Genomic DNA, 25,591 nt, shown 5'->3' on the forward strand with positions numbered 1-25,591 from the left:
GAATCTTTAAAAGTTATGAAGAATTAAAAAGGGAAATAGAAAAGTATATACGCTATTACAATTACGAACGAATAAAAGAAAAACTGGGCTGGAAAAGCCCAGTAGAATATAGAGAGCAATTAATGGCTGCCTAAAGATTTTCTCCTTTCGGATTTTATCCGTCAAGAGTCGCTACGCTTCTGCTCTTGACAGCCAAAACCAGAAAGGAGTTAAATAAAATAGCAGCAAACTAATTTAATTGTTTTCGAAAACCAAGTCCAACTTTTGGGGGTCACTATACTTCCGTATTTTCACTCTCTCACTCTACTTCTCAAATATCTTCCACTTTTTCTTTAAAGCTCTCCAACAAAAGAACATCTTTAAAATCTGCATGAATGAACAAACGAACTCCTGACCCTCTATTTAAATGAGAACAGAGAAATTACAGTAGAAACATAAAAATTGTTTCTTTTATAAAAAAATCTCCGATATTCCGATATCTCGTTTCTTGCCTCCAAAAAATAGCCTTATATTCTATGAAGAAAAATGAATGTAGTTTTTCATTTTTTCTCCATAACTCCACTCTCCCACTCTCTCACTCTCCACACTTCTTTTTATAAGGGAGCGTGGATTTTCTAAAATAATTTTCGGAAACAGAAGTTTAATCATTATCCGTCGCCCTTGCTCCTTTATTCTTAAGCATTTGATCCATGCCCGGAGTTGAAACTGTACTATTATCTTTTAAATACCATAATACGTCTATCCCAGCTTTTTCAGCCAAGGCTTTTCCTTCTTCCATGGGAAGGAGAAACAGAGTTGTGGATATAAAATCAGCTGTCCCGCTATCATCTGCCACGACAGTAACTGCTCTATAATAATCTCCAGGCATTAAGGTATCTGGATCGATTATATGATGATACCGCTGACCATCTACCGTATAGTATCTTTGATAATCTCCGCTGGTTACAACTGCCTTATTGTTTGCAAACACCACATCAAAAAGTTTTTCCGCAGTTTCATCTTCAACAGCAATCGGATTTTGAAGTCCGATTCCCCACTTCTCTCTATCACTATCTAAAGGCTTGCCTATAGCTTCGACATTTCCTCCTGCTGATATAATTGCAGAGTCAACACCTTCTTTTTTTAAATGGTCTACAACAATTTGTGTTGCATACCCTTTCGCAGTAGCTCCCAAATCTAGGGACATTTCTTTCTCTTCTAAATAGACCGTCTTTTTGTCTTCATCGATAATCACCTTCGATAAATCTGTATGCTTTTTCGCTTCTTCTAAAGCTTCCATAGAAGGAAGCACTGCTTTTTCCGGTTCTTTGATCCCTTCTGTTCTTGTTTCATGCCACAGTTTTAATACAGGACCCATGGCTATATTTGTCTTATTTGAATATTTTTCCGCTTCCTCTTTTGAGAATTTAATCAAATCGATGATTTCTTGATCGACTTCCACAGGTGCAATGCCCGCTTGGTCATTAATAGTTTTAATATTATTTACACCTTCATAATCATTGTATAGGTCATATAATTTGTGAAGTCTTGTAAAATCATCTTTTACTATTTTAAAATAATTCTTAAACTCATCCTCTGATTTTGTGTAGGCACTAAAAATTATATGAGTATCAAAAGTATCGTAAAATTCACCGTCTCTTTTTGTATATTCTTCTTGTCCGCAAGATGAGACGAGAATCATAACTGCTGCTAATACTATATAGAATAAGGATTTCTTTTTCATATTTTTCCCCCTTTTTCTGCTAGTATAAAGTTTTAAGAAATAAAAAGCAAATAAAAAAGACCAGTCAGCTGATCTTTTTTATTCTATCTTGGAACTAGATTCTTTCTTCTTCTGTAACAACTTCTCTTTTAACGGCTTCAGTGCTTGCCCCCTCATTATAGAAAAGCTTATACAGTCCAACTGCAATTGCTGCCCCTATGAAAGGCCCTACAATAAACACCCATACCTGATTTAAAGCAGCTGCTCCCTGAAATACAGCAGGTGCTAGAGATCTGGCAGGATTTACAGAAGTCCCTGTTAAAGGAATTCCTAAAATATGAACTGCCGTCAATGCAAACCCGATGATTAATCCATGATTCGGCTTGATTTTCTCATCCTTCGTTACTACTAGAATCGTCAGAATAAATACTGCTGTCAAAATAATTTCAACGACTAGCGCGCCGGCTAATGAAATAAATACAGCACTGCCAGCATCAAAACCGTTCGCTCCAAAACCTGTTATTACTGAACTTTGATTCAAGAAATACACTACTGCCTTTCCTAGAAAAGCTCCGATCACCTGAGATACAAGGTATTTCCCAACTCAGCCCCTTCCATTCTTCCATCCAAAAGCATTGCCAGAGAAACAGCAGGGTTTACCTGGCATCCAGAAACATTGCCGATTGTATAAACCATTAACGTAAGAATAAATCTAAAGGCAAATGCCACCCCTAAAGTATCAGGAGCTGTTGCACCAAAAGCCGCTGCTGTTCCTGTTCCGAACAATACCAAACAAAATGTACCAAAAATTTCTGCAATATATTTTTTCATAAAAACACCTCCTTCATTTACTCCTACCCTTTCTTAAAAAGAAAACCAACTTTAATAACCAATTTACAGAAAAACAACTTTTATGAAAAGGTTTTTCATAATAGGGATTGGGTATAAATTCACTGTCGGAATTATAAATTCACTCCAAAAATACAATCTGAACAAGGAGGTTAAAATGGGAAAATTTACTGAAGACAGTAGAAAACTATTAGAATATATCGGAGGCAAAGAGAATATTCAAGCTGTCACCCATTGTGTGACAAGGATGCGTTTTGTCCTTCACGATCAAAGCAAAGCAGATGTGGAAAAGATTGAAGCTTTGCCATCTGTAAAGGGATCCTTTACTCAAGCCGGTCAGTTTCAAGTGATTATCGGCAATGATGTAGCGGATTTCTATAACGAATTTTCAGCAATATCGGGAATAGAAGGGGTCAGCAAAGACAAAGTAAAAAGCGAGGCGAAAGCCCAGCAGAACCCTCTCCAAAGAGCCATGACAAATCTAGCAGAGATCTTCGCTCCTCTTATTCCTGCAATCGTAGTCGGAGGTTTGATCCTTGGATTTAGAAACATCATCGGCGAAATAAATTTCTTAGAAAATGGTACCATGACCTTAGCCGAATCTTCCCAGTTTTGGCAAGGAACCTTTGATTTTCTTTGGCTGATCGGCGAAGCGATCTTCCATTTCCTTCCAGTAGGGATTACCTGGTCTGTTACAAGAAAAATGGGAACCACCCAAATTCTTGGAATCGTATTAGGTCTTACACTAGTTTCTCCCCAACTTTTAAATGCTTATGGGGTTGCGGAAACAGCTGCAGCAGATATTCCTTTTTGGGATTTCGGATTTTTCCGCATGGAAATGATTGGTTATCAGGCACAGGTTCTTCCAGCAATCTTCGCAGGATTTACCCTTGTCTATCTGGAGAAATTCTTTAAAAAGATTATACCAACCGTTGTACAAATGATCTTTGTACCATTCTTCTCCTTGATTTTAGCCGTTATCGTGGCCCATGCAATTCTTGGACCTATCGGCTGGGTAATCGGATCTTGGATTGGAAACATTGTCTATGCAGGACTTACTTCTGCATTCAGCTGGTTGTTCTCAGCAGTATTCGGATTCTTGTATGCTCCCCTTGTTATTACAGGGCTGCATCATATGTCCAATGCAATTGATCTTCAGCTGATAGCTGAATTTAACGGAACAAATTTATGGCCTATGATCGCCCTTTCTAATATTGCGCAAGGTTCTGCAGTATTGGGCATGATAATTCTTCAAAGAAAAAACGAAAGAGCACAACAGGTTAATATTCCTGCATGCATATCTTGTTATCTAGGTGTTACAGAACCGGCGATGTTCGGGGTCAATATTAAATACGGCTTCCCCTTCATCTGTGCAATGATCGGTTCAGCGATTGCAGCAGTATTTTCTAATCTAATGGGTGTTATGGCAAACTCTATCGGTGTAGGAGGGCTTCCTGGTTTCTTATCTATCCAAACCCGATATATCCTTCCATTTATTATCGCAATGGGAATCGCTATAGCTGTCCCATTGGTATTAACACTTATTGTAGGCAAGAAGAGAGGTATCAACAATGAAATTTAAAGATATGGCAATTTATCAAATCTATCCAAAATCTTTTCAAGACACGGATGGAGATGGTATAGGAGACCTGAACGGAATCCGAAAGCATTTGTCATATTTAGAAAAATTAGGGGTGGATTGTCTTTGGATCACCCCTTTTTTTCCATCTCATCAATATGACAACGGCTACGACGTAGACGATTACTGCGCAGTCAATCCGGATTTTGGCACCATGGAGATCTTCGAAGATCTCGTAAAGGAAGCAGAAGAACATAATCTGTCTATTATGCTGGATATGGTCTTTAACCACACCTCCGTTTTCCATGAATGGTTTCAAAAAGCTCTGGCAGGCGATAAATACTATCAGGATTTCTACTATTTTAGAAAAGGAAAAGAGGGAGGTCCTCCTACAAATTGGATCTCAAAATTCGGAGGAAATGCATGGGAATATGTAGAAGATCTAGATCTTTATTATCTTCATCTTTTCCATAAAAACCAAGCAGATTTAAACTGGCATAATCCCAATGTCCGAAACGTACTCAAAAAAGTCATCGAATTTTGGATCGATAAAGGAGTCAAAGGATTCCGCTTCGATGTCATCAACTTAATTGGAAAACCAAAAGGAGAATTCCAAGACGACTTCGAAGGAGACGGACGCAGATTTTACACAGACGGACCTTATGTCAACGATTTTCTAAAAGAACTTGTACGAGATACAAGACTGCCCGAAATGATCACTGTAGGTGAAATGTCTTCTACCAGTCCCGAAGCCTGCATCCAGTATACCAATCCTTCAGAAGGAGAACTGAATATGGTTTTCAGTTTTCATCATCTTAAAGTCGATTATCCTGGCGGTGCTAAATGGAGGCTTATGGATCCGGATATTAAAAAACTCGAAGAAATTTTTACCGAATGGCAGGTAAAACTTCAGGATGGCGGCGGGTGGTCCGCATGGTTTTGGAATAACCACGACCAGCCTCGTGCTGTATCCAGGTTTGGCGATGACCAAAAATTCCATAACCGTTCCGGAAAAATGCTTGCCAATGTGGTCCATTTCCTTCGAGGAACCCCCTATATCTATCAGGGAGAAGAGTTCGGTATGACCAATGGCGATTTTCAAAGTATAGAAGACTTTAACGATGTAGAAAGTATTAACTATTATGACATCCTCCAAGAGGAAGGAATCTCCCCTGATGAAGCCCTTCATATCATAAAGGAACGCTCTCGAGACAACGGCCGGACACCTGTCCAGTGGAACGGAGATAAGAACGCAGGTTTTACCACAGGAAAACCTTGGGTCAAGGTAAACGAAAACTATAGAGAAATCAATGCAGAAAAAGCATTGGAAGATCCGGATTCTCTCTTTTATCATTATCAAAAATTAATCCGTCTTCGAAAAAAATATCCTGTGATTTCGGAAGGATTGTATATCCCAGCAGACACTAAAACGAAAAATATATTTACTCATAGAAGAAAATATAAAGAACAAGAAATACTAGCTATTCACAATTTTAGCAAAGAACAATTAGAAATAGAATTCGACGAGGAAAACAGCACCCTTTTTAAAGATGCAAAAGTCCTTATTTCAAATATCGATCGAAAATTCTTTGAGAAAAAATTTGTCCTAGAACCCTTTGAATCTAGTATTTTTATAAAAGCACATTAATCAAAAAGCTTCTGGAAAATCCCAGAAGCTTTTTTTCAGCAAGACCTTCTACTATTGGTTTATTTCTTTTAAAAAAATGCTTTGTTCAAAAAACAGAGGAACGAACAAAACGAACACCTGACCCCATTCTAATGAGGAAACACGTTCCATGTTTCCACCTCAACTCCCCTCTCCCCTCTTTCACATTCCACCCTTCTTTTAAGCACTATTTCCCTTGTTTTCTAAATTGATATTTTTAATAGGTTATGGTATCATTTATAACTGAGGTGAGGAAAATGAAAGTGTCTACAAAGGGACGTTATGCCCTTAGAATGCTGGTTGATCTCTGCGAGCATGAATGCGAAGGCTATATTCCACTTAAGGAAGTAGCAGATCGTCAAGAGATATCGAAAAAATACTTAGAACAAATCATTCCCCTTTTCAATAGCACGGATATCCTCATTTCAGCAAGAGGAAATCAAGGCGGCTATCGATTGGGACGTCTTCCAAAAGATGTATCCGTCGGCGAAGTCTTAACCATCGCAGAAGGAAGCATCAGTCCTGTGTCCTGTGTTGATGAGGAAATGGACTGCGAGAGGCTTAAAAACTGCCCTACAAGAAAAGTCTGGCAGAATTTAGATACTGTAATCAAAGATTATCTCTATCATGTAAGTCTTCAAGATATTCTAAACGATAAAACAAAATAACAAGCTCTGATAAAAGCTTCTATATTATAAAAAAACCCATGAAGGAAACATCCTTTCATGGGTTTTTGTGTTATAAGTCTACTGTTTCATTTGTATTTTCGCCGGATTTTACAGAATCATTGCCCACCACTTTTTTAAAGAAATTTGCAATAGATTTTGTCGTATTTCCTGTCTCCCAATATTCGGCAGTATCTGCTTCTACTTTAATCAATACAAGAATCGGATCATCATAGCTTAAGTCGAACATTTTTTCATAAGCCTTATTCCAAAATTCTTTTTTTCTTTCCTTATCATCGATAAAAACGGCCTTGCCGCTGATAGACGCATAGGAATCTCCTGCTACAGCAACATTTACCATCGGATTTGCTTTGATTTCTTCGTACTTCTCCGTATCTTTTCTTGTAATAAACCATAAATCGCCGTCAAATTCTATTTCTTGAGCCTGCATCGGTCGTGTTACAATCTTTCCTTCTTTTGATAGAGTATTCAACATCATTACTTTTGCGTCTTTTAAAATATCAACTAATACTTCTTGAGTTTTTTCATTCTGATTCTTCTTTAGATTCGTCATAATACCACTCTCCTTTTTTTAGTTGCTCTGATTATAACAGAATTCAAAAAACTTATCAAATGATAAGTTTTTTCTGAAATGTTTTGGAAAATAGTTATCTATATGTTTACTTTTTATTTACGATATCTCTACAATTTAACTACAATTCTGCTTTAGTTCTAGGAAAACCTCTTTATTCCCTAAACTATCTTTATCCCGTGCACTATGCATCTCTTGACTAATATACATAAATATATATATGATAAGTACATCCTTTTGCTGCTTGTGAAAGTGTTTACGATCTTTTTAATATAAAGTATTGTTACATCCCTGAAGATATCTCGTTTTGAAATTTATCCTATACATAGAGAAAATATAAAAATTTAATACAAAAGGAAATGAAATATGATCATTCTTAAAAATAATCATGGTTTTCCATGGACAAAACGAAACAACATTTACATAAAGGGATATTTCTATAATGAGAATCGCGAAATTCCTGTAGAAGAAATTTTTTCTCTTATCGAAAAGAATATAGATTCTTTAGAAGATCTTTACCCTAAAATTCGAGGAAATTTTCTCATCGTCGTAGAAAAAGAGGAAAAGGAATATACAATTCTTGCAGATAAACTTCGTTCTTTTCCTCTACTCTATTCTTTTGACAAAGAATGGATTCTTTCTGATACAGCACTCTCTTTAAAAGAAGAACTCGAGAGCAGAGAAATCCTCCTGACTGTAAATCAAGAAGCTTTGAGAGAGTTTAAAATGTGCAGCTTTACCTTGGGCCATCACACCCTTTATGAAAATATCAGCGGTATAAACTCCTGTTCTGTATTGAACTTAAAAGAAGACGGATCTTCTAAAGAAAAGCGATTCAGAGAAATTTTTGATTTGTGCGAAGATCATAAGTGTCTTGAAGAAGAAATCGATGAAATTCCTAAGATTTTGGAAAAGATTTTAAAAAGGATTATCGCTACTGCAAAATCCCGCAACAAACAATTAATCGTCCCCTTAAGCGGGGGACAGGATTCCCGTCTTATTATTCATACATTAGCGCAGTTACAGGCAGAAAATATCCTCTGCTATACTTATGGAACGAAATCCTCCCCTGAAGTGCAGATTTCGAAAAAGATCGCTGAATTCTATAACTATCCATGGAAATTTGTGGAATACACACCTGATAAATGGAAAAACTTTATCGCAAGGGATGATTTTAAAGAACTCTTAGCTGCAGCAAATCAGTTTATATCCACTCCCCATATTCAAGAATATATGGCGTTAAAAGAACTTCTTCGTCAAGGATATTTGGAAAAAGGAGGCATTATTCTTCCAGGTTTTTCCGGAGATTTTCTTCAAGACAGCAATATCCCGCCTTATTTTATCGTAGAAGAAAATATTTCATGGAAGAATTTTTACGAAGAAGTCAAAGGCCAATATTTCAGCCATATCCTTTGGGACGAAGATATGAAATCCCATGAGGATGAAATAAGAGAACGTATTCGAAAAAAGTCTGAGTTTATCACTTCTTCTCTTCCTTGGCGGGAAGCCTTAAACCGCTATGAACGATTCGGTTTTGAAGACCGTAAACCTAAATTTATCGTCAACAGCTGCCGAGTCTATGAACTGTTTGGTTTAGAATGGAGAACACCTCTTTGGAACGAAGAATATTTTCACTTCTGGAAAGGCGTTCCTGAAAAAAGATACGCCAGAGAGCTTCATTATTTATATACACAAAAATATCAAAAAGAATTACAAGAATACTTAGGATCAGCACCTAAACATCCAGCTTTGCCAAAAGCTGATCTTACCCACTTTATCAGGAAATATTTCCCTAATGTTTTCCAAAATATAAAACGCAAAAAGAACCACAGAGAACTCCTTAAAAAATATAAAGCAGATCCCTACGGCTGGTTCTCGATTTGTGATGATAGAGAATGGGAAAAATATAAAAATAAAGTATATTCCGTAAATTCTATTGTCAGCTTAAAGACATTGGATACCTTAGGTATCCAATATTAGTTTTTAATATCCTTTGTTTCTCAAAATCAGCAAAGAAAAGGCCCCTTGAAAAGAGATCAAGTTCTCTTTTCAAGGGGCCTTTTCTTCAATTCTATAGCCGGCAAAACAAAAATTATAATAGAAAACAAGCGGAAAATTTTATTCTGTCTCATCCATTTCAAAAACTTCATGATAGTGGTGTTTGTCCACCGTAATAAATGTATAGTAGCGAGGATTGGCTACTATAATTCTATTGTTGATCTCTTCTACAATTTCTTCCGGATCCATTTCCATTTTCGGCGACATTTCCACATCGAAAATGACATTCGTTCTATTATAACTTTCTACCATTCTGAAATCATGGATGGATAATCTTTCATCGACTTCTTTTACAATGCCTTCTATTTTCTCTAAAGCTGCATTAATTTTGGGATCATCCAATATAAGCGGATCCATATGAATTGTCAGCTGTATGCCCAACTCTTCGATAATCTCATTTTCGATTCTGTCGCAGAGCTCATGGCTTTTCATTATATCTTCCTTTGCATCTATTTCTGCATGTACCGTGGCAAAAACATGTCCCGGACCATAATCATGAACAATTAAATCGTGTATTCCGTGTATTCCTTCATATCCTAATATAAATTCCTTGACCTTGCCTTCATATTCTTCTGAAATCTCTTCCCCGACAAGTTTGCTGATCATATCGGATAGAATATCCCATCCGGCTTTAATAATGAGAATACCTACGATTATTCCCATATAACCGTCGAGATTAATACCGATCAGCGGACTTACAACGAGAGAGATTAAAACAACAGAAGTACTGACTACATCGGCAATACTGTCTGTTGCAGTCGCCTTTACAATATCCGAGTCGATTTTTCTGCTGATCTTTGTATAGAAGAAATAAAGCCATAGTTTTAATACAATAGATACCAGAAGAATTCCCGCTGTCCGCATCGTAAAAAAGACTTCTTCTGCATTTCTAATTTTAAAAATCGACTCTAAAACCAGCTGCGCACCTACAAAAATAATCACAACTCCTACCAAGGTTGAAAATAAATATTCCATTCTCGCATGGCCGAAGGGGTGTTCTTTATCCGCAGGCCTTGAAGACAATTTAAAGCTAACGATCATAATAAGAGAAGATCCGGCATCGGACAAGTTGTTCACCGCATCCGCAATAATCGCTACCGACTTTGTCAGCAAGCCTGCAATAAGCTTTATCGAAAACAAAAGCAGATTAATACATATTCCCACACCGCTTGCCAGATTGCCATAAGAATTTCTCGTATCGATATTATTTACTTTTTCGGGATTTCTTACAAATTTACTTATTAAAAAATCGATCATACTACTCTCCTTTGAAGACAATATCTAAATTATAACACAGAAAAAGAAAGGCATAGAATCTTTCAAAAACTAAGATTCTATGCCTTTCACAATTTATCTCGCACTCATAATAATTTCAACTTCATCTTCGTTTAGACCGACCATTGCTTCTCCAAGCCCCTTGGATACTTCTGCAATGACTGCCGGATCCCTATAGTATTCTACCGCTTCTACGATTGCTTTCGCTCTTAACACAGGATCACCTGATTTGAAAATACCGCTTCCTACAAAGATCCCTTCTGCTCCAAGCTGCATCATTAAACAAGCATCCGCCGGTGTTGCCACTCCCCCTGCTGAAAAGTTCGGTACTGGAAGTTTTCCAGTTTCTCTCACCTCTTTTAGCAATTTGTAAGATACGCCCATGTCTTTGGCTGCATGGTAAAGCTCTTCGCTTCTAAGACCCTGTACTTTAGAAATTTCTCCTGAAATCTGTCTCATATGGGTTACCGCTTGGGAAACATCTCCGGTTCCAGCCTCTCCCTTTGTGCGGATCATCGCAGCACCTTCTTCGATACGTCGTAATGCTTCCCCTAGATTTCTTGCCCCGCATACAAAAGGTACCTTGAAATCGTTTTTATCGATATGTAAAAGATTATCCGCAGGAGTCAGAACTTCAGACTCGTCCACCATATCTACTCCTATATGCTCCAGCACTTGTGCTTCCACGAAATGTCCGATACGCACCTTCGCCATAACCGGGATAGACACTATTTTCATAATTTCCTCGATCATTTCAGGATCGCTCATTCTAGAAACGCCCCCTGCAGCTCTGATATCAGCTGGTACCCTCTCTAGAGCCATAACTGCCACCGCTCCTGCTTCCTCGGCAATCTTTGCCTGCTCCACATTGATCACGTCCATAATAACGCCGCCCTTTAAACTCTCTGCCAATTCTCTATTAAATTCCATGTATATCTTCCTCCTAATTTTTATTCTATAATTATCATACTGTGATTCTGATGTTTTTAAAAGTATCATATTTAGAATATTTGAAGGTATCAGATTAGAAGAAACAAAAAACCGTTTAGAATCATTTTGTTCTAAACGGTTTTTTCTTATTCAAATTTTAAATCCACAGTTTCCTCTTTATCTCCTCTAAAGACTTTGACTTTGACTTCATCGCCTTTTTTATGGGTAATAAGAGCTTTTTTAAGCTGATTCATATTTGGTGTTTTATAGTCGTCTATCGATATGATAATATCGCCTCTTTGAATCCCAGCCTTACCTGCGGCAGCTTGAGCCTCAACTTCCATAACTACGACTCCTTCATCTACAGGAAGCTCTTGGCCTACAGCCATTTTATAACGCCGCGCATCGATTCCTGAAATTCCGAGAAGTACGGGTTCATAGGCTCCTGTTTGAACGATCTGTTCTACAATCGGCATAGCAAGATTAATCGGTATTGCAAATCCGATTCCTTCCCCTTCGCCGGCTTTCGCCGTATTGATTCCGATCAGTTTTCCTTCTGCATTTAAAAGAGCCCCCCCGCTGTTTCCCGGGTTGATCGCTGCATCTGTCTGAATAAATCCATCCATCTGCAAGCCGTTTTCCAAAGTTATACTTCTATTAAGACCGGAAATATAGCCTGAAGTCAATGTAGACTGCAGATCCATTCCTAATGGATTTCCTATAGCAATGGCCTTGTCTCCCACATTTACTTTTTCTGAATCTCCGATTTCTACAGGTGTAAGACCTTTTTTATCCGCCTTGATAACAGCAAGGTCTAATGTTGCATCATTCCACAACAGTTCAGCCTTTGCTTTTTCTCCGTCATTAAATACTACTTCGATAGAATCTGCCTTTCCATCTCGAACTACATGGGAATTCGTTAAGATATAACCGTCTTCGCTGACAATTACACCGGATCCGATCCCTTCGCTTACAGATTCTCCCTGCTGGAATAGAATATTTTCTTCCACAGCTAATGTTGTAATCCCCACAACAGATGGCGTTGTTTTTTGAGCTACTGCATTTTCAACATTGGTTTCTCCATCCACTTGAATCGTCTGAGCTGCAGGAGAATTTCCAGAAAGGACTCCCGTCCTTTGTCCTCGGTTCATAAAGGCTGCTGTTGCACCGCCTCCTAATAAAGCCGCCACAAGCATCAATGCGATTACTCGAAGCCAAGGAAATTTTGATTTCTTTTTATAATTTTCATCTCTTACAATCCTTCGGATGTCATTTTCAGATAATGAATTCCTGCCTGCTTCCCCTTCGAGAGAATCTCTTGAAATTCTGTTTCGATAATCAAATTCTTCGTTCATACTTTACCCCTTTCTCTATTTATCATTTCTGAACTTATAGTAACAGTAAAATATGTTACGATTATGTTTTCAAAAAAACAGCTGTCCAAGATAACTCTTGTTCAGCTGTTTTCATTCTTTTAAGCAGGATCTACTTTAGATTTCGCTGCGATTTCTTTTGCTAATTGTCTTAATTCTTCATTTTCTTTATCTGTTAATGCACCCTTTGACTCAACGATGGTTTCGCAATTATCGAACTGCTGAGAATCCATGAATTCTTTCAGCCCTTTTACGGCTCCTCCGCTCCATCCAAAGTTTCCGAAAACACCTAAAGCGTGATTTTTGATCTTATTCATTCTTAGAATATTTACGAAATTGTCCATATTCGGATAGATACCGTTATTATAGGTACAGCTTCCTAAAACAAGTCCTTTGTACTTCCATACTTCAGACAATAGATAAGAAGCATGTGTTTTCGATACATCGAATACTTTTACGTTTCGAATGCCTTCTTCTGCTACATAGCGGGCTAATACGTCTGCCATATTTTCAGTAGTGCCGTACATAGAACCATAGATAATGATCACGCCGCCATCTACTTCCTGAAAAGCCCATTTCGCATAATCGCCGATAATTTTTGCAGGATTTTTTCTCCATACACAGCCGTGAACAGGACAGATAATGTCGATATCTAATTTCTCTACCTTTTGTAGGGCACGGATCGCCATTTGAGAATACTTTCCTACAATATTTGAATAATATCTTCTGTATTCGTCCACAAAGAAATCATAGTTCATCTGATCGTCGAAAATCGTACCGTTTAATGTTCCGTATCCTCCGAAAATATCTTGTGAGAATAGTACTTTTCCTGTAGATTCATAGGTTACCATAGACTCCGGCCAGTGAACCATCGGTGTCATCGCAAAGTTTAAAACACGCTCCCCAAGCTCTATCGTGTCCCCTTCTTTTACTACAATAAAGCGGTCATTTCCTGGCGTAAGCTCTAAATAGCTTTCAAGCATTTGTCTTGTTTTTGCGTTTCCGATAAAAGTAAGATTCGGATATTTTTCCAATACCGGCTTGATACTTCCGGAATGATCCGGCTCAATGTGATTGACTACAAGATAGTCCAAGTCTCTTCCGTCCAGTACTTCCTCCAAGCCTTCCATAAAACCGTCTGTTTTGTTCACTCGAACGGTATCTAAAAGACAAGTTTTTTCGTCAAGAATCAAATAAGCATTGTATGCAACCCCTTTTGGCAAAGGCCACATATTTTCAAACAAACGGGTATCTCTGTCATTTACACCAAGATAGTAAAGTCCTTCTTGGATTTTCGCGGTCAACGTATTCATTATATAATCCACTCCTTTTAATACTTAGTAATCTGCTCCATTATTTATATCTTATCACAGATATATTCTTTTTAATACTAAGAACCTTTATAAATCCGACTTGCCGTAGCCGTCTAAAAAGAAATACTTTTCTTTCCCTTCTTCATATCCTAAAACCCTTGAAATATCTACATTCTGAGAAGATCGGAAGATGGATTTTTTTACATTTGCAAAGTCTTCCTCTTCTAAGAATTCTATCAATTTTTTAATTCTTTTTCTCATAGATCCTGTTTTTTTCGCCGCTACCATACAGGCGCAATTTAATGGAGTAAGCCCTGTATATTCCATCCATCGTATAATAGACTTTTCTTCTACGAGATAAAGAGGTCTGATAATTTCCATGCCTTCGAAGTTTTGAGCATGAAGCTTCGGCATCATTGTTTTATAATTTCCTGCACAAAGAACGTTTAAAAGTATCGTTTCTATAACATCGTCGAAATGATGCCCTAGGGCTAGCTTATTGCAGCCGAGTTCTTGGGCTTTAGCATATAGAGCACCCCGTCTCATTCTCGCACAGATATAGCAGGGATTATCCTTTGCTATTTCTTCTGCAACGTCGAATATATTTGCAGGGAAAATTTTCCCTGGGATCTCAAGATGTGCTAGATTCTCCTCTAAAAGTTTCCGGATCTCAGGATGATACCCTGGATCCATTGCGATAAATTCCAGTTCAAAATTATTATGTCCATTTTTCTTAAGCTCTTGAAAAAGCTTCGCTAAAAGAAGACTGTCCTTTCCTCCAGAGATGGCTACCGCTATTTTATCCCCCTCTTGGATCAGATCGTATTCTTTGATTCCTTTTATAAATTTAGACCAGAGATATTTTCGATACCTTTTTATGAGAGATCTTTCTATTTCCTTTATATCTTTCAACTCTTCCGTCGGAGTCATCCGTTCGCAGGCATATTCAAATTCTTCTCCCATACCGCCACTTCCTTTCCTTATTCTAGGGTGTATTATATCATATGAAACCTTTGAATTCTCTATTAAAACCCGCTTTTACTACCTTTTGCCGGATACGTCCAGCCCTTTTTCTGCTATAATCAATATAATAATTATTTTAGGAGGAAAGGTTATGAAATGCAAAATGTGCGGAAACGACGTTCATGACGGGGACAAATTCTGCAAACACTGCGGTCAAAGTGTCTCCAATGATACTACCGGAAAATATCACCGCTGCGAAAACTGCGGAGCCTTAATGGATCCAGAGGATGTCTACTGTCTAAACTGCGGAGAAAGAAGAGATCTTGTTCAAAAGAAGAATACGATTTCTTCTTATCGAAAAACAGAGGAACAACCGGTTCCGTCCCATAAATCTGCTCCAGAAAATAAGGGCACAGGAAAATATATTGCACTGGGCGTTTTTGGAATCGCAGCACTGATACTTCTTTTCGTTGGATGGAATTATTACAGCTATCATTCAAAATTGGATCAGGCGGATCGTCTCTTTAACGGCGGAGAATACGCCTTAGCTCAAGACGCTTATCAGCAGCTGGCCGATAAAGATGCAAAACCGGAGGTTCTTCGAAAATTAAAAGAGTCCAAGGCTTATTCTCAGGCTCAAAGCAATTACGACAACGCCCTCAACAGTATTCAAAAGGGACAGTACCAGCAGGCGTTGGAGCTTTTAGCAGCCATTCCCGAAGAAGCAAAAGAGATAAAAACTTTAGCCAATGAAGAAATCGGGAAAATGGAAACGGCTGTGTTGGAATTTGCCAAGTCTTCTATTGAAGATATGGACTACAGTTCCGCAGAAAAAGTTCTGACTGCTTATGCCGCACAAGATCCGAACAATGAAGAAATAAAGAAAGCAAAAGAGGATTTATCTGCCGCTAAGAACAAGAGTCAAACCGCTGCTTCTGGAAAGGAAAATACAAATCAAGCTCTCTCTTCCAGCCAGACAGACCAATCTCGTAAAACGGCAGAGCAGAAAGCTGCTGCATCTCAAGCAAGAGGTGTACAAGATGCTGCATACTCTCAAGCCTATCTAAACGGACTGATCGGCTTGAATACTACAGTTACCAGCGCTAAAGCTAATCTTAGAAGCGCTCCGGATATTAACGCATCGGTAATTACCTATGTCTCTAGAGGCGCCGAAGTATATATTTATGATATTGTACCGGACGGAACGGAAAGAATCTGGTGCCGTGCAGTTGTTACAAGTATTGTTACAGGAAACACTTATGACGCATGGATCTCCAGCAGAAATTTAGATTACTCCTTATAAGAAAAGCTGATGAATCTCATCAGCTTTTTAACCTTTAAAAGATCATTTAAAAAGAGGAATATTATGATTTATACTGTTACACTTAACCCTGCCGTGGACCTACTCCTTTATATAAAGGATCTAGACCCTGGAAAAACCCACCGCGCTCATAAAGAATATATCTTTCCCGGAGGAAAAGGAATTAATGTCAGCCGAATTCTCAACCGCTTTCACATTCCCTCTACAGCTCTAGGATTCGCAGGGGGATTTACGGGAGATCACCTTGCGGATAGGTTAAACCGAGAAGGCATCCAGACAAGATTTATTAAAACCGCTGAAAACACAAGAATCAATATAAAAATAAAAAACGAAGCAGAAACTCAAATCAACGGCCCCGGTCCAAATCTCTCTGAAAAACAGATTCTGGATTTTCTTGCTGCATTCGATAACATTGATGAAAATGACTGGGTTGTTCTATCCGGCAGCAAACCGGCTTCTCTTCCCGAAGACTTTTATCAGACACTCGTGGAAAAACTCCATAGAAAACAGACTCCTTTTATACTGGATACTTCCGGAGAAGAACTCCGAAATGGAATTCTCAAAAAACCCTTTCTAATCAAACCGAACCAGGAAGAGCTGGAGGAGCTCTTCGGAAAAAAACACAATACTATGGAAGATTATCTTCATTCTGGCAGAAAACTTCTCGAAATGGGCGCTCAAAATGCCCTTATTTCCCTTGGACAGGAAGGATCTCTCTTTTTTGCAGATGACAATATCTATAAAGCCCGGGTGCCTAAAGGCAAAGCCGTCAACAGTGTCGGTTCGGGAGATTCGATGATCGGGGGCTTTTTAGCGAAGTATCTCGAAAAGAAAGATCTTTTAGAATCCTTCCGATATGGAAATATGGCAGGGGCCGCTACTGCTTTCACAGAAGACCTGGCAAGCTGTGAGGAAATTCTCTCCTTCAAAAAAGATATTACAATAGAAAAAATAAAATAAGAGGGCATTGCCCTCTTATTTAGTCTTTATTTTTAGCATCATACAAAAGCTTGCCGATAATAACCCCTATAAGCATCCCGATAGCAGGATGATCCCATAAGAGTCCTGCAGCGAACCCGATAATGGCACCTAGTATAATATAGGAATTTTTATCCTCTTTTTTCGGACGCTTTTCTCTTGGAAAGGTTTCGTCTTGTTTTTCTCTCATGATAGACCCTCCTTATGATCTCAAATATAAAAGCTGTCTATAGGATATCATTTTTTTGAAATTATTTTAAATATTGATAGAAAAAACCATGACGGCTGCAGTACCAGTATAAGACACCTCTGCTTAATTTTGGAAGTCTCGTTTTGAGATCCCATTCGGGATAGAGCTTTCTTATAATGGCAGTATCTCCATTGACAAAGGCTATAAAGGAAACAAAATGATCCTTTTTCATCTCATGGCTGGAGGAAATATAGTATTCGTTATCGATAATTTCCACCTTCAGCTTGTCATTTTCTTCTGCTTTTACCGCTTTAAGGTCTTCTAGTTTTCTGCCGCAGCAGGAGATCTCTCCTTCCCCTGTAGAGGTCAAAACACTTCCGCATTGCGGACAAGTATAAAAACGTATATTTTTCATTGCATCTCCCATTCTTTCTGCCCTGTCTATTTCGCCAGACATAATACTTTCGACAGGTATTTGGAAAATCCGGGATAATTCTGTTAATAAAGATATATCCGGATATCCAAGTCCCCGTTCCCATTTCGAAACGGCTTTATCGCTCACATAGAGAAGATCTCCCAATTCTCTTTGTGTTAAATTCTTTTCTTTTCGAAGCTTGCAGATAAGCTCTCCTATTTTTCGACTATCCATTTTTTCACCTCTTTTTTATCTTATCAGCCTATTCTTCTCGGCACAATCAACTCTTAGTAGAGTTTCCAGAATCCCTGAAACCAGTACTGGTTTTCAAGTACTTTTCATAAAGTCCTTGCTTTTTCTAAATTTCTCCATATTTTATTTTCCTTATGCTATAATGAAAAAATCAGAGGGAATATTCAAAATTTGATAGGGGGAATCTATGTATTCAATTAAAAAAATGGTACAACCGGACAACTTCGACGAAGCATGGGAACTGCTTCAGAAATCTCCCAGAAACGTCATTTTAGGCGGAGGTCTCTTTCTCAAGCTCGGCGAGAAATCGATCAACAAAGCTGTCGACCTGACCCATCTAGGGCTCGATTTCATCGAAAAAGTCGATGATTCTATTCGAATCGGGTCCATGGTTTCTTTTGGACGGCTGGAAGAGCATAAACTGCTCAACGATGAAACAGGAGGGATTATACGCAAATCGCTGGAGACTATAGTTTCAAAACAGATCCGAAATATGGCAACCCTTGGCGGGTCCATTATAACTCGATTCGGTTTTTCCGATTTTCTGCCAGGTCTTCTTCTTTTAAACCCTACTTTATATTTTTATAAATACGGGAAAATTACGTTAGAAGAATATTTTGCCTTGGAAAAACCGCTGACAAAGGATATTTTAATGGAAATTTCGATCCCTCTAAAAAAAGGAATCGGCGTCTACTGTACCCAGAAGAAAACCTACGGCGATTTTCCTATGCTTAATATGGCTTTGTTTTATACTGAAGGTCAGTACAAAATCGCTGTTGGAGCAAGGCCTGGACGAGCGATGATCGCTGAAAAAACTTCTAAATATCTTTCAGCCCATGAACTGGGCCCCTCGATACTTCAAGAAAGCCAGAAAATATTATTGGATGAAATTCCTCTTAGTACAAACGGCAAAGCCTCTAAACGCTATCGCGAACTTTTAGCAAAAGGCCTCCTCGAGAAATGTTTAAAGGAAATAAAAAATGAAAATCGATATAGTTGTTAACAAATCCCTATTATCCACCCATGTTGACCCGGATGAAACTTTATTAGAAGTGCTGCGAAAAAAAGGCTATACCAGTGTAAAACAAGGCTGCGATACCTCAAACTGCGGACTGTGTACCGTATGGCTTGATGGAACTCCTATTCTCTCCTGCTCTTATCTAGCTGTTAGAGCAGAGGGAAAAGAAGTCACAACCTTGGAAGGAATAAAGGAAGAAGCTCAAAAGTTCGGTGCATTTCTTTCCGAAGAAGGGGGCGAGCAGTGCGGCTTCTGCAGTCCTGGGCTGATTATGAATGTGGTGTATTTAAAAAAGAATTTCACGAATCCTTCAGAAGATGAAATCAACACCTTCCTAGCAGGCAATTTGTGCCGCTGTACCGGTTATTCTTCCCAAATGAGAGCTATAAAAAAATATTGCGAGTGTGATTATGACAACATTTAAATCAAAGATATCCGCCGAAAATATCGAAACCAAAAACAAAAATTTTAATTCAAAAAAAATAGGTTTAGACTATTCCCAAAAGAAGCTGGATGCCGACTCCATTATTCTGGGACAGGCAAAATATACCGACGACTTAACAGATCGCAATACTTTGATTATAAAAATCTTAAGAAGTCCTTATGCTTCAGCAGAAATTAAGAATATCGATACATCCCAAGCACTTAAAATTGACGGCATCGTAGACATCTATACCTATGAAGATGTACCGAAGTCTAGATTTACCCTCGCAGGCCAATCCTATCCGGAAGCCTCCGCTTATGACCGTTTAATTCTCGATAAAGAGCTGCGTTATGTAGGAGATCCGGTCTGTCTTGTCGTAGGGAAGAACGAAAAAGCCTGCAATCAGGCCTTAAAAAGAATCAAAGTAGTATACGATATTAAAGAACCTGTCCTCGACTATAAAACAGCTCAAGACCATCAAAACATCATTCACGACAAGGATGGAACATTCTTCAAACTACCGCAGAAAGTCAGCGGCTGCGATATCACACGAAATCTTACTGCTGATTTTGAAAGAAGTTTCGGCGAAGATCCAGAGGAAGTTTTTTCAAAATGCGATCATGTTATCGAGCGAACATACGAATGCCAGGCACAAGCCCACTGCATGATGGAAACTTACCGCTCCTATGCTTATATGGATCAGTGGAATCGTCTAACTGTAGTCTCCTCAACCCAGGTCCCTTTCCATATAAAAAGACAGCTTGCCATCGCCCTAGACATTCCCGCTTCCAGAATCCGAATAATAAAGCCCCGTGTAGGGGGAGGATTCGGAGGGAAACAGTCCTCCGTTACAGAAACCTATGCAGGTTTTGTCACCTTGATGACAGGAAGAGCTTCCAAAATTGTCTTGTCTAGAAAAGAGACCTTTGCTGCCACAAACACCCGACACGCTATGGAGCTTACTGTAAAAATGGGCGCCTCCAAAGAAGGGAGGATTGAGGCCATTGATATGACTGTCCTCTCCGATCAGGGCGCTTACGGCGAACATTCTTATACCACCTTAAATGCTGTAGGAGAAAAATCACTTCCTCTTTATAATAAAGTCCGTTCTGTCCGTTTCCGAGGGAAAGCCGTCTATACCAACAAAGTTCCCGGAGGAGCTTTTCGGGGATACGGTGCTACCCAAGGAATTTATGCACTGGAGTGCTGTGTCAACGAGATGGCAAAAGAGCTTGATATGGATCCTATAGAACTCCGCCTTTTAAATATCAGCGGCGAAGGCGAAACAACTTTAGCTTACGGAAAAACTATAAACAGTTCAAAGTTGAAAGAATGTATTCTAAAAGGTAGAGAAATGATCCGATGGGATGAAAAGTACCCATCCTATACTGCCAAAGAAGGCAAGATCCGTTCCATCGGAATGGCCATCGCTATGCAGGGTTCCGGTATTGCAAATATCGACAGCGCTTCTGCTGAAATCCGACTAAACGAAACAGGAGATTACACCCTTTTAATGAGCGATACAGACTGCGGTACAGGATCGGATACAATACTGACCCAGATGGCCGCCGAGGAATTGGGCTGCGAGATCGAAAAGATTACCCCGATCACTGCGGATACCGATACAACGCCTTTCGATCCCGGCTGCTACGCTTCCAGCGGAACCTATGTCACAGGAAACGCCGTTAAAAATGCATGTGAAAACTTAAAAGAAAACATTTTGAAAGAAGCTTCTGAACGATATAGCGTCTCTTTAGAAAAACTGACATTATCCGAAGAAAACATCTATCATGAAGACAGCCTTCTCTGTACAGTAGCTGAAATGGCTGCAGAGCTTACAAAAGGTGTTAACGGCAAACTTCTAAACGGCATCGGAAGCTTCGGCTCCTCCATCTCCCCTTCTCCTTATATGGCAGGATTTGTAGAAACGGAACTGGATCCTTTGACAGGGGAAGTAAAGGTAATCGACTACAAAGCTGTTATCGACTGCGGAACCGTGATTAACAAAAACTTAGCCGTAGTCCAAACAGAAGGCGGTATTATGCAGGGCATCGGTTTTGCTCTCTATGAAGAAGTCCGATACGATGACAAAGGAAAGCTTCTAACAAGAGACTTTTCCTCTTATAATCTTCCTACCAGAAAAGAAAGCACCTCTATCGAAACAGCCTTTGAAGAAAGCTACGAACCTACAGGACCCTATGGGGCAAAATCCATCGGAGAACTGGTGATGAACACCCCTGCTCCTGCGATTACCCAAGCAGTCTATAACGCAACAGGAGCCGTTTTTAGAAAACTTCCCATCACAAGCGAAGAAATACTGTTAACCTTGGATGAAATGAAAAATAAAGAATAAAAAGGCAAAAGGCTTGAAGAAAATCTTCAAGCCTTTTACCTTTTAATAGAAAACGCTAGTTAGGTCTAGCTCATGCCACTCATTTCCTAATGACGGTGAATTTCCGTTCTTGGTTAGAAATGATCGTCCACCCTTCTTTTCTAGAGCTCTCCATATTTTTTCCAAGCTCTCTAAATTATTTATGATAGTTCTCGTTATTGTTGATTTTACAAACACGATAGATCTGTTCTAATAAAACGATCCGCATCAGCTGATGAGGCAGTGTCATCTTTGAAAAAGAAAGATTTAAATCGCCTCTTTCTTTTACGTCTGGATGAAGTCCATGGGAAGATCCGATAATAAAAGAGAACCCTCCGTAGCCGTCTACTTCTTTTTCTTTTACAAATTTTGCCAAAGCCTCGCTGGCAAACTGTTTCCCTTCTACGGCTAGTACGATGCAAAAATCTTTATCGATCTTTTCCAGAATCTTTCGGCTCTCTTTTTCTAAAGCCTGCTCGATTTCTTTTTCTGAAGGATTCTGTCCCAGATTCTCCTCTTTTATCTCTATAATTTCTATCTTTCCGTAGCCTGAAAGCCTCTTTCCATATTCTTTCTGGGCTTCAACAAGATATTTTTCTTTCAAGTTTCCTACTGTAATAATCTTATTATTCATCTTCTACTCCAATTCAATAATCCCGCTGGCATAAGACCGATTGGCCACGGTCATATCGATATCTCTTTCTGTATCCAGCCCTAAAGACAAAAGATAATTGTTTACCGTATTAAATGCAACTCTTGGAGAATTGTTTTCGCTGCTCAAGTGTGCTAAAAAAACTTTCTCTCCACTTCCCTGAAGCACATCTCCTAAAAGCCTTCCACAGTCATCATTGGAAAGATGGCCTTTTGACGAAAGGATTCTTTGCTTAAGCCGATAAGGATATATTCCATTTTTAAGCATGGCGATATCGTGATTGGATTCCACAAAAAAGATATCCGATCCTCGTATCGAGTCCATCATCTCTGTATTATAAAGACCTGTATCTGTAAGGAGACTGATCTTTTTCTCCCCTTTTTGAATGATATATCCGCAGGCTTCTGCACTGTCGTGAGAGGTGGTAACCGGAAGTATGTCTAAATCCCTAAGACCGAAATACAGATCGTTTTTAAAGATTAGAATATTATCTTCATCAATCTTGCCTATTTTATTTGTCATGGCACACCATGTGCCTTCATTTGCTATGACAGGGATACGATAACGTCTGCTCAAGACCCCCACACCTTTAATATGGTCTGAATGTTCATGAGTTACGAGTATCGCATCCAGTTCAGAAGGATCCACATCGATGGAATCAAGCAGCTTCTCCACCTGCTTGCCGCTGAAGCCTGCATCGATTAAAATTTTTGACCGGTCGCTCTCAACATAAATACAGTTCCCGCTGGAACCGCTGGAAAGCGAACAAAAACGTAAACTCATTTTTCCCTCCCTAATATAGAAACATATTTTAATGTCGTAGTTTTATTGTATACCCTTTTTAACCTAGTTAAAAGCAGTATAATGAATTCTCTATAAAAAAAGCACCGTACCCGACGATGCTTTTAAATCTTTAGTTTATAACTTGCTCTTTTCTTCTTCACTGTAAACAACTTTTCCCTTGCAGCTTTTCACCACCACAGGAATATTATTCCGGCTCAAAACCCTCGCATCTGCTTTTTCTTCCATCGGGTACAGCTTTCCCATGGATATTGCAAAAACAAAATAGATAAAAGCTGTCTGGTGCCAGAATATCGTCACATCCACCATACCGTGGATAATAATAACCGCTGTTAAAAACAAGATTACAGTATAATAAGGAGATTTTTTTGCATGATGAACCTCATCTCGTATTCTCTTCGCAAAAGGAAAAATCAACGCTATTCCCATTACTCCGAAATTTACAAGCCCGTCTAAAATAATATTATGGCTGTGATGAACCACCCGAGAACCGATGCTGTGCACTTCACTGTGTATCCCTAAAGGGCCAACCCCTGTAAGCCAGTTCTGGTCAATAATATGAAGCGCTTCTCTCCAGATTTTTTCTCTAAGACCTACTGCATGCTCCATCGTTCCAAAACGAGGAAACAGTCCTGTTTCTCCGATGATATTAATCCCGATAAAAAGGGCAATCCCCACTTCGATCCAGCCGATCTTTGTTTTTGTCAGTTTTAAATTCATTAAAACCAATAACAGCACAGCTGTTGCAAGTCCCGACCTGGATCCTGTTAAAATAAGCGCCCCGAATGCTAATATCGTTAAACAGATATACAGAACTCTATGAATCTTTTTCTTAGATTTGTGAGCCAAATAGCCTGTTACGATAATCATCATCTCGCAGACCATGGCATAATAATTAGAATTAAAATAGTTTGAAATCTCTCTATTTTCTGCAGAATACTCCGCCAATGCCATTAAAGACATATCGTTTTGCAGAAATAGAATTCCATATTTTGCTATTGTCGCTATAAAAGTAAGACCCGTCATAATAACGATCACTCGAATCGAATCTTTAAATAAAGTCTTTGTTAATTTGTTTCGGTAAAACAAGAAAAACATACAAAAGATCAAAATCCCAATACTTGCCATAAGTCCATAGCTATTTTGGTGAATAACAGACACAACGATGGAATAGACGATAAACACAAAAAGAAACTTTGTGCGGGCTATTTCCTTTACTATTTTTCCTATTTGATTTGTATATATATAATAGAATAGATTAAAAGCCAAAAATGCAAAACCTATATAAAAAGGCAGATACATTGCAATACAGGTAATGATAATCAGTTTTTCATCCATATCATAATTTTTAAACCGCTCTAACATAATCTGTCCTCGCTCAAGTTTTATGTTCCTTTGAATAGATGGCAATATTAATAGTACAATATTATATTATACACAATTCTTCATGCAATTGAAATAAAAAGTTCACATTATCTTCATATTTCTTCATATTTTACACCAGATTATTTCCCTCTTAAACAGCATTGATGCAAAAGCAGGTTTTCCTTAGAGCTGCATAAAACTTTGAATATCTCTTTTTAATTCCTTTTCGGCCTTCTCTTTATCTCCATTTTTCAATAACTCTATTAAGCTGTCATGCTGATGGCTGTATAGATTAAAAACCGATTTATCCCAATGATTCCAATAAAACTGGGCAAAAATAATCATCTGCTTTGTCATAGCTGTTTTTAAAGTCTCGTAAAAGAATTCATCATGATAAAAAGACGCCAGCTTAAGATGGAAATCTTGATTGGCTTTCCAATAATTTTCGATTTGGGATTTATCGACATCCGACGTTGTTGAATGGTGAAGTTCTTCCAAATTCTGAATATCTTCCAATTGAATCCGATCCCAGTATTTTTTTAGATATTCAATTTCCACAACTTCCCTAAATTGGATAATACTTTTTAAATATTCATCGGAATATTGAACAATGGTATAGCCGTATCTCGGAACGCTCTTTAAAACCCCTTCATTGCACAACTCAATCAAGGCATCTCGAATAGGTGCTTTGCTTACTTCGTATTTTGCCATAAGCTCCTTTTCATTGATACGGTCATATATATTATATTTACCCCGAATAAGGTCTTTTTTAATATTTTCATACACTTTAATTCTTAAATTTTTCTCTGCCATTTTTTCCTCTTTTCGTTGACAATTAA

The 25,591-nt window shown here is 38.5% G+C and carries 25 protein-coding genes; 10 read left to right on the forward strand and 15 right to left on the reverse strand.

Translation table 11 applies throughout. The features are described from left to right. Positions 1–2 precede the first annotated feature (2 nt). Complete coding sequence (locus ACTQ46_RS08700) at positions 3–134, forward strand: IS3 family transposase (protein WP_441749126.1); 132 nt, start codon at positions 3–5, stop codon at positions 132–134. 506 nt (positions 135–640) lie between these two features. Here ACTQ46_RS08700 and ACTQ46_RS08705 read toward each other — a convergent pair. From ACTQ46_RS08705 to ACTQ46_RS08715, 3 genes are all read right to left on the reverse strand, one after another. Beyond that, the gene (locus tag ACTQ46_RS08705; RefSeq protein WP_441749043.1) at positions 641–1,723 is read right to left on the reverse strand and encodes an FAD:protein FMN transferase; all 1,083 of its coding nucleotides are present in this window, start codon (positions 1,721–1,723) and stop codon (positions 641–643) included. A 94-nt stretch (positions 1,724–1,817) separates the two neighbouring features. Continuing rightward, positions 1,818–2,252: an MIP/aquaporin family protein gene (locus ACTQ46_RS08710; RefSeq protein ID WP_441749045.1), complete on the reverse strand. Its 435-nt coding sequence runs from the start codon at positions 2,250–2,252 to the stop codon at positions 1,818–1,820. Positions 2,253–2,278: 26 nt separating this feature from the next. Further along, entirely contained in the window at positions 2,279–2,533 is a 255-nt protein-coding gene (locus ACTQ46_RS08715) for an aquaporin (RefSeq protein ID WP_441749047.1), read from the reverse strand. A 175-nt stretch (positions 2,534–2,708) separates the two neighbouring features. On the opposite strand from ACTQ46_RS08715, the gene treP reads away from it, so the two are divergent. The 3 genes from treP to ACTQ46_RS08730 all read left to right on the forward strand — a co-directional run bounded on the left by treP (position 2,709) and on the right by ACTQ46_RS08730 (position 6,464). Beyond that, the gene (gene treP, locus ACTQ46_RS08720) at positions 2,709–4,133 is read left to right on the forward strand and encodes a PTS system trehalose-specific EIIBC component (protein ID WP_441749049.1); all 1,425 of its coding nucleotides are present in this window, start codon (positions 2,709–2,711) and stop codon (positions 4,131–4,133) included. Continuing rightward, positions 4,123–5,778 carry an alpha,alpha-phosphotrehalase gene (locus ACTQ46_RS08725; RefSeq protein WP_441749050.1) on the forward strand — a complete coding sequence of 552 codons (1,656 nt, stop codon included), beginning with the start codon at positions 4,123–4,125 and terminating at the stop codon, positions 5,776–5,778. The genes treP and ACTQ46_RS08725 overlap by 11 nt, the downstream gene beginning before the upstream one ends. A gap of 275 nt (positions 5,779–6,053) precedes the next feature. Further along, positions 6,054–6,464, forward strand: coding sequence for an RrF2 family transcriptional regulator (locus tag ACTQ46_RS08730; RefSeq protein WP_441749052.1), 411 nt, complete (start codon positions 6,054–6,056; stop codon positions 6,462–6,464). Between the two features lie 70 nt (positions 6,465–6,534). On the opposite strand, the gene ACTQ46_RS08735 is transcribed toward ACTQ46_RS08730, so the two are convergent. Continuing rightward, positions 6,535–7,035, reverse strand: coding sequence for a pyridoxamine 5'-phosphate oxidase family protein (locus tag ACTQ46_RS08735; RefSeq protein WP_441749054.1), 501 nt, complete (start codon positions 7,033–7,035; stop codon positions 6,535–6,537). 384 nt (positions 7,036–7,419) lie between these two features. Between ACTQ46_RS08735 and ACTQ46_RS08740 the strand changes: the two genes are divergently transcribed. Then, positions 7,420–9,033: an asparagine synthase-related protein gene (locus tag ACTQ46_RS08740; RefSeq protein ID WP_441749057.1), complete on the forward strand. Its 1,614-nt coding sequence runs from the start codon at positions 7,420–7,422 to the stop codon at positions 9,031–9,033. Between the two features lie 138 nt (positions 9,034–9,171). Here the strand turns inward: ACTQ46_RS08740 and ACTQ46_RS08745 are convergent, their stop codons facing one another. The 5 genes from ACTQ46_RS08745 to ACTQ46_RS08765 all read right to left on the reverse strand — a co-directional run bounded on the left by ACTQ46_RS08745 (position 9,172) and on the right by ACTQ46_RS08765 (position 14,932). Beyond that, on the reverse strand, positions 9,172–10,368 hold the full coding sequence (locus tag ACTQ46_RS08745) for a cation diffusion facilitator family transporter (protein ID WP_441749059.1): 1,197 nt from the start codon (positions 10,366–10,368) through the stop codon (positions 9,172–9,174). Between the two features lie 93 nt (positions 10,369–10,461). Beyond that, positions 10,462–11,316: a pyridoxal 5'-phosphate synthase lyase subunit PdxS gene (pdxS, locus tag ACTQ46_RS08750; RefSeq protein ID WP_441749061.1), complete on the reverse strand. Its 855-nt coding sequence runs from the start codon at positions 11,314–11,316 to the stop codon at positions 10,462–10,464. Between the two features lie 146 nt (positions 11,317–11,462). After that, positions 11,463–12,671 carry a S1C family serine protease gene (locus ACTQ46_RS08755; RefSeq protein ID WP_441749063.1) on the reverse strand — a complete coding sequence of 403 codons (1,209 nt, stop codon included), beginning with the start codon at positions 12,669–12,671 and terminating at the stop codon, positions 11,463–11,465. 119 nt (positions 12,672–12,790) lie between these two features. Next, positions 12,791–14,002 carry an FprA family A-type flavoprotein gene (locus ACTQ46_RS08760; RefSeq protein ID WP_441749064.1) on the reverse strand — a complete coding sequence of 404 codons (1,212 nt, stop codon included), beginning with the start codon at positions 14,000–14,002 and terminating at the stop codon, positions 12,791–12,793. Positions 14,003–14,089: 87 nt separating this feature from the next. After that, positions 14,090–14,932, reverse strand: a complete 843-nt coding sequence (locus ACTQ46_RS08765) for a tRNA 2-thiocytidine biosynthesis TtcA family protein (RefSeq protein ID WP_441749127.1) — start codon at positions 14,930–14,932, stop codon at positions 14,090–14,092. 184 nt (positions 14,933–15,116) lie between these two features. On the opposite strand from ACTQ46_RS08765, the gene ACTQ46_RS08770 reads away from it, so the two are divergent. Beyond that, entirely contained in the window at positions 15,117–16,268 is a 1,152-nt protein-coding gene (locus tag ACTQ46_RS08770; protein ID WP_441749066.1) for a double zinc ribbon domain-containing protein, read from the forward strand. 63 nt (positions 16,269–16,331) lie between these two features. After that, on the forward strand, positions 16,332–17,246 hold the full coding sequence (gene pfkB, locus ACTQ46_RS08775; protein ID WP_441749068.1) for a 1-phosphofructokinase: 915 nt from the start codon (positions 16,332–16,334) through the stop codon (positions 17,244–17,246). 19 nt (positions 17,247–17,265) lie between these two features. On the opposite strand, the gene ACTQ46_RS08780 is transcribed toward pfkB, so the two are convergent. After that, positions 17,266–17,454 carry a hypothetical protein gene (locus ACTQ46_RS08780; protein WP_441749070.1) on the reverse strand — a complete coding sequence of 63 codons (189 nt, stop codon included), beginning with the start codon at positions 17,452–17,454 and terminating at the stop codon, positions 17,266–17,268. 61 nt (positions 17,455–17,515) lie between these two features. Beyond that, positions 17,516–18,103: a helix-turn-helix domain-containing protein gene (locus ACTQ46_RS08785; RefSeq protein WP_441749072.1), complete on the reverse strand. Its 588-nt coding sequence runs from the start codon at positions 18,101–18,103 to the stop codon at positions 17,516–17,518. A gap of 205 nt (positions 18,104–18,308) precedes the next feature. Between ACTQ46_RS08785 and ACTQ46_RS08790 the strand changes: the two genes are divergently transcribed. From ACTQ46_RS08790 to ACTQ46_RS08800, 3 genes are read left to right on the forward strand one after another with little or no spacing between them, the layout of a single operon-like run. After that, entirely contained in the window at positions 18,309–19,124 is an 816-nt protein-coding gene (locus ACTQ46_RS08790; protein ID WP_441749074.1) for an FAD binding domain-containing protein, read from the forward strand. Then, positions 19,102–19,563: a (2Fe-2S)-binding protein gene (locus ACTQ46_RS08795; RefSeq protein ID WP_441749076.1), complete on the forward strand. Its 462-nt coding sequence runs from the start codon at positions 19,102–19,104 to the stop codon at positions 19,561–19,563. Before ACTQ46_RS08790 ends, ACTQ46_RS08795 begins: the two co-directional genes overlap by 23 nt. Next, a complete protein-coding gene (locus tag ACTQ46_RS08800; protein ID WP_441749078.1) occupies positions 19,550–21,916 on the forward strand; it encodes a xanthine dehydrogenase family protein molybdopterin-binding subunit in 2,367 nt (788 codons plus the stop codon). Before ACTQ46_RS08795 ends, ACTQ46_RS08800 begins: the two co-directional genes overlap by 14 nt. 175 nt (positions 21,917–22,091) lie before the next feature. On the opposite strand, the gene rlmH is transcribed toward ACTQ46_RS08800, so the two are convergent. From rlmH to ACTQ46_RS08820, 4 genes are all read right to left on the reverse strand, one after another. Beyond that, the gene (gene rlmH / locus ACTQ46_RS08805; RefSeq protein WP_441749080.1) at positions 22,092–22,568 is read right to left on the reverse strand and encodes a 23S rRNA (pseudouridine(1915)-N(3))-methyltransferase RlmH; all 477 of its coding nucleotides are present in this window, start codon (positions 22,566–22,568) and stop codon (positions 22,092–22,094) included. 3 nt (positions 22,569–22,571) lie between these two features. Next, complete coding sequence (locus ACTQ46_RS08810; protein ID WP_441749082.1) at positions 22,572–23,369, reverse strand: MBL fold metallo-hydrolase; 798 nt, start codon at positions 23,367–23,369, stop codon at positions 22,572–22,574. Positions 23,370–23,504: 135 nt separating this feature from the next. Next, positions 23,505–24,752: an O-antigen ligase family protein gene (locus ACTQ46_RS08815; protein ID WP_441749084.1), complete on the reverse strand. Its 1,248-nt coding sequence runs from the start codon at positions 24,750–24,752 to the stop codon at positions 23,505–23,507. A gap of 183 nt (positions 24,753–24,935) precedes the next feature. Further along, a complete protein-coding gene (locus ACTQ46_RS08820; protein ID WP_441749086.1) occupies positions 24,936–25,565 on the reverse strand; it encodes a GntR family transcriptional regulator in 630 nt (209 codons plus the stop codon). Positions 25,566–25,591 lie beyond the last annotated feature (26 nt).

It is taken from the genome of Gallicola sp. Sow4_E12, from assembly GCF_052116305.1.
Taxonomy (GTDB): domain Bacteria; phylum Bacillota; class Clostridia; order Tissierellales; family Peptoniphilaceae; genus JBQKLI01.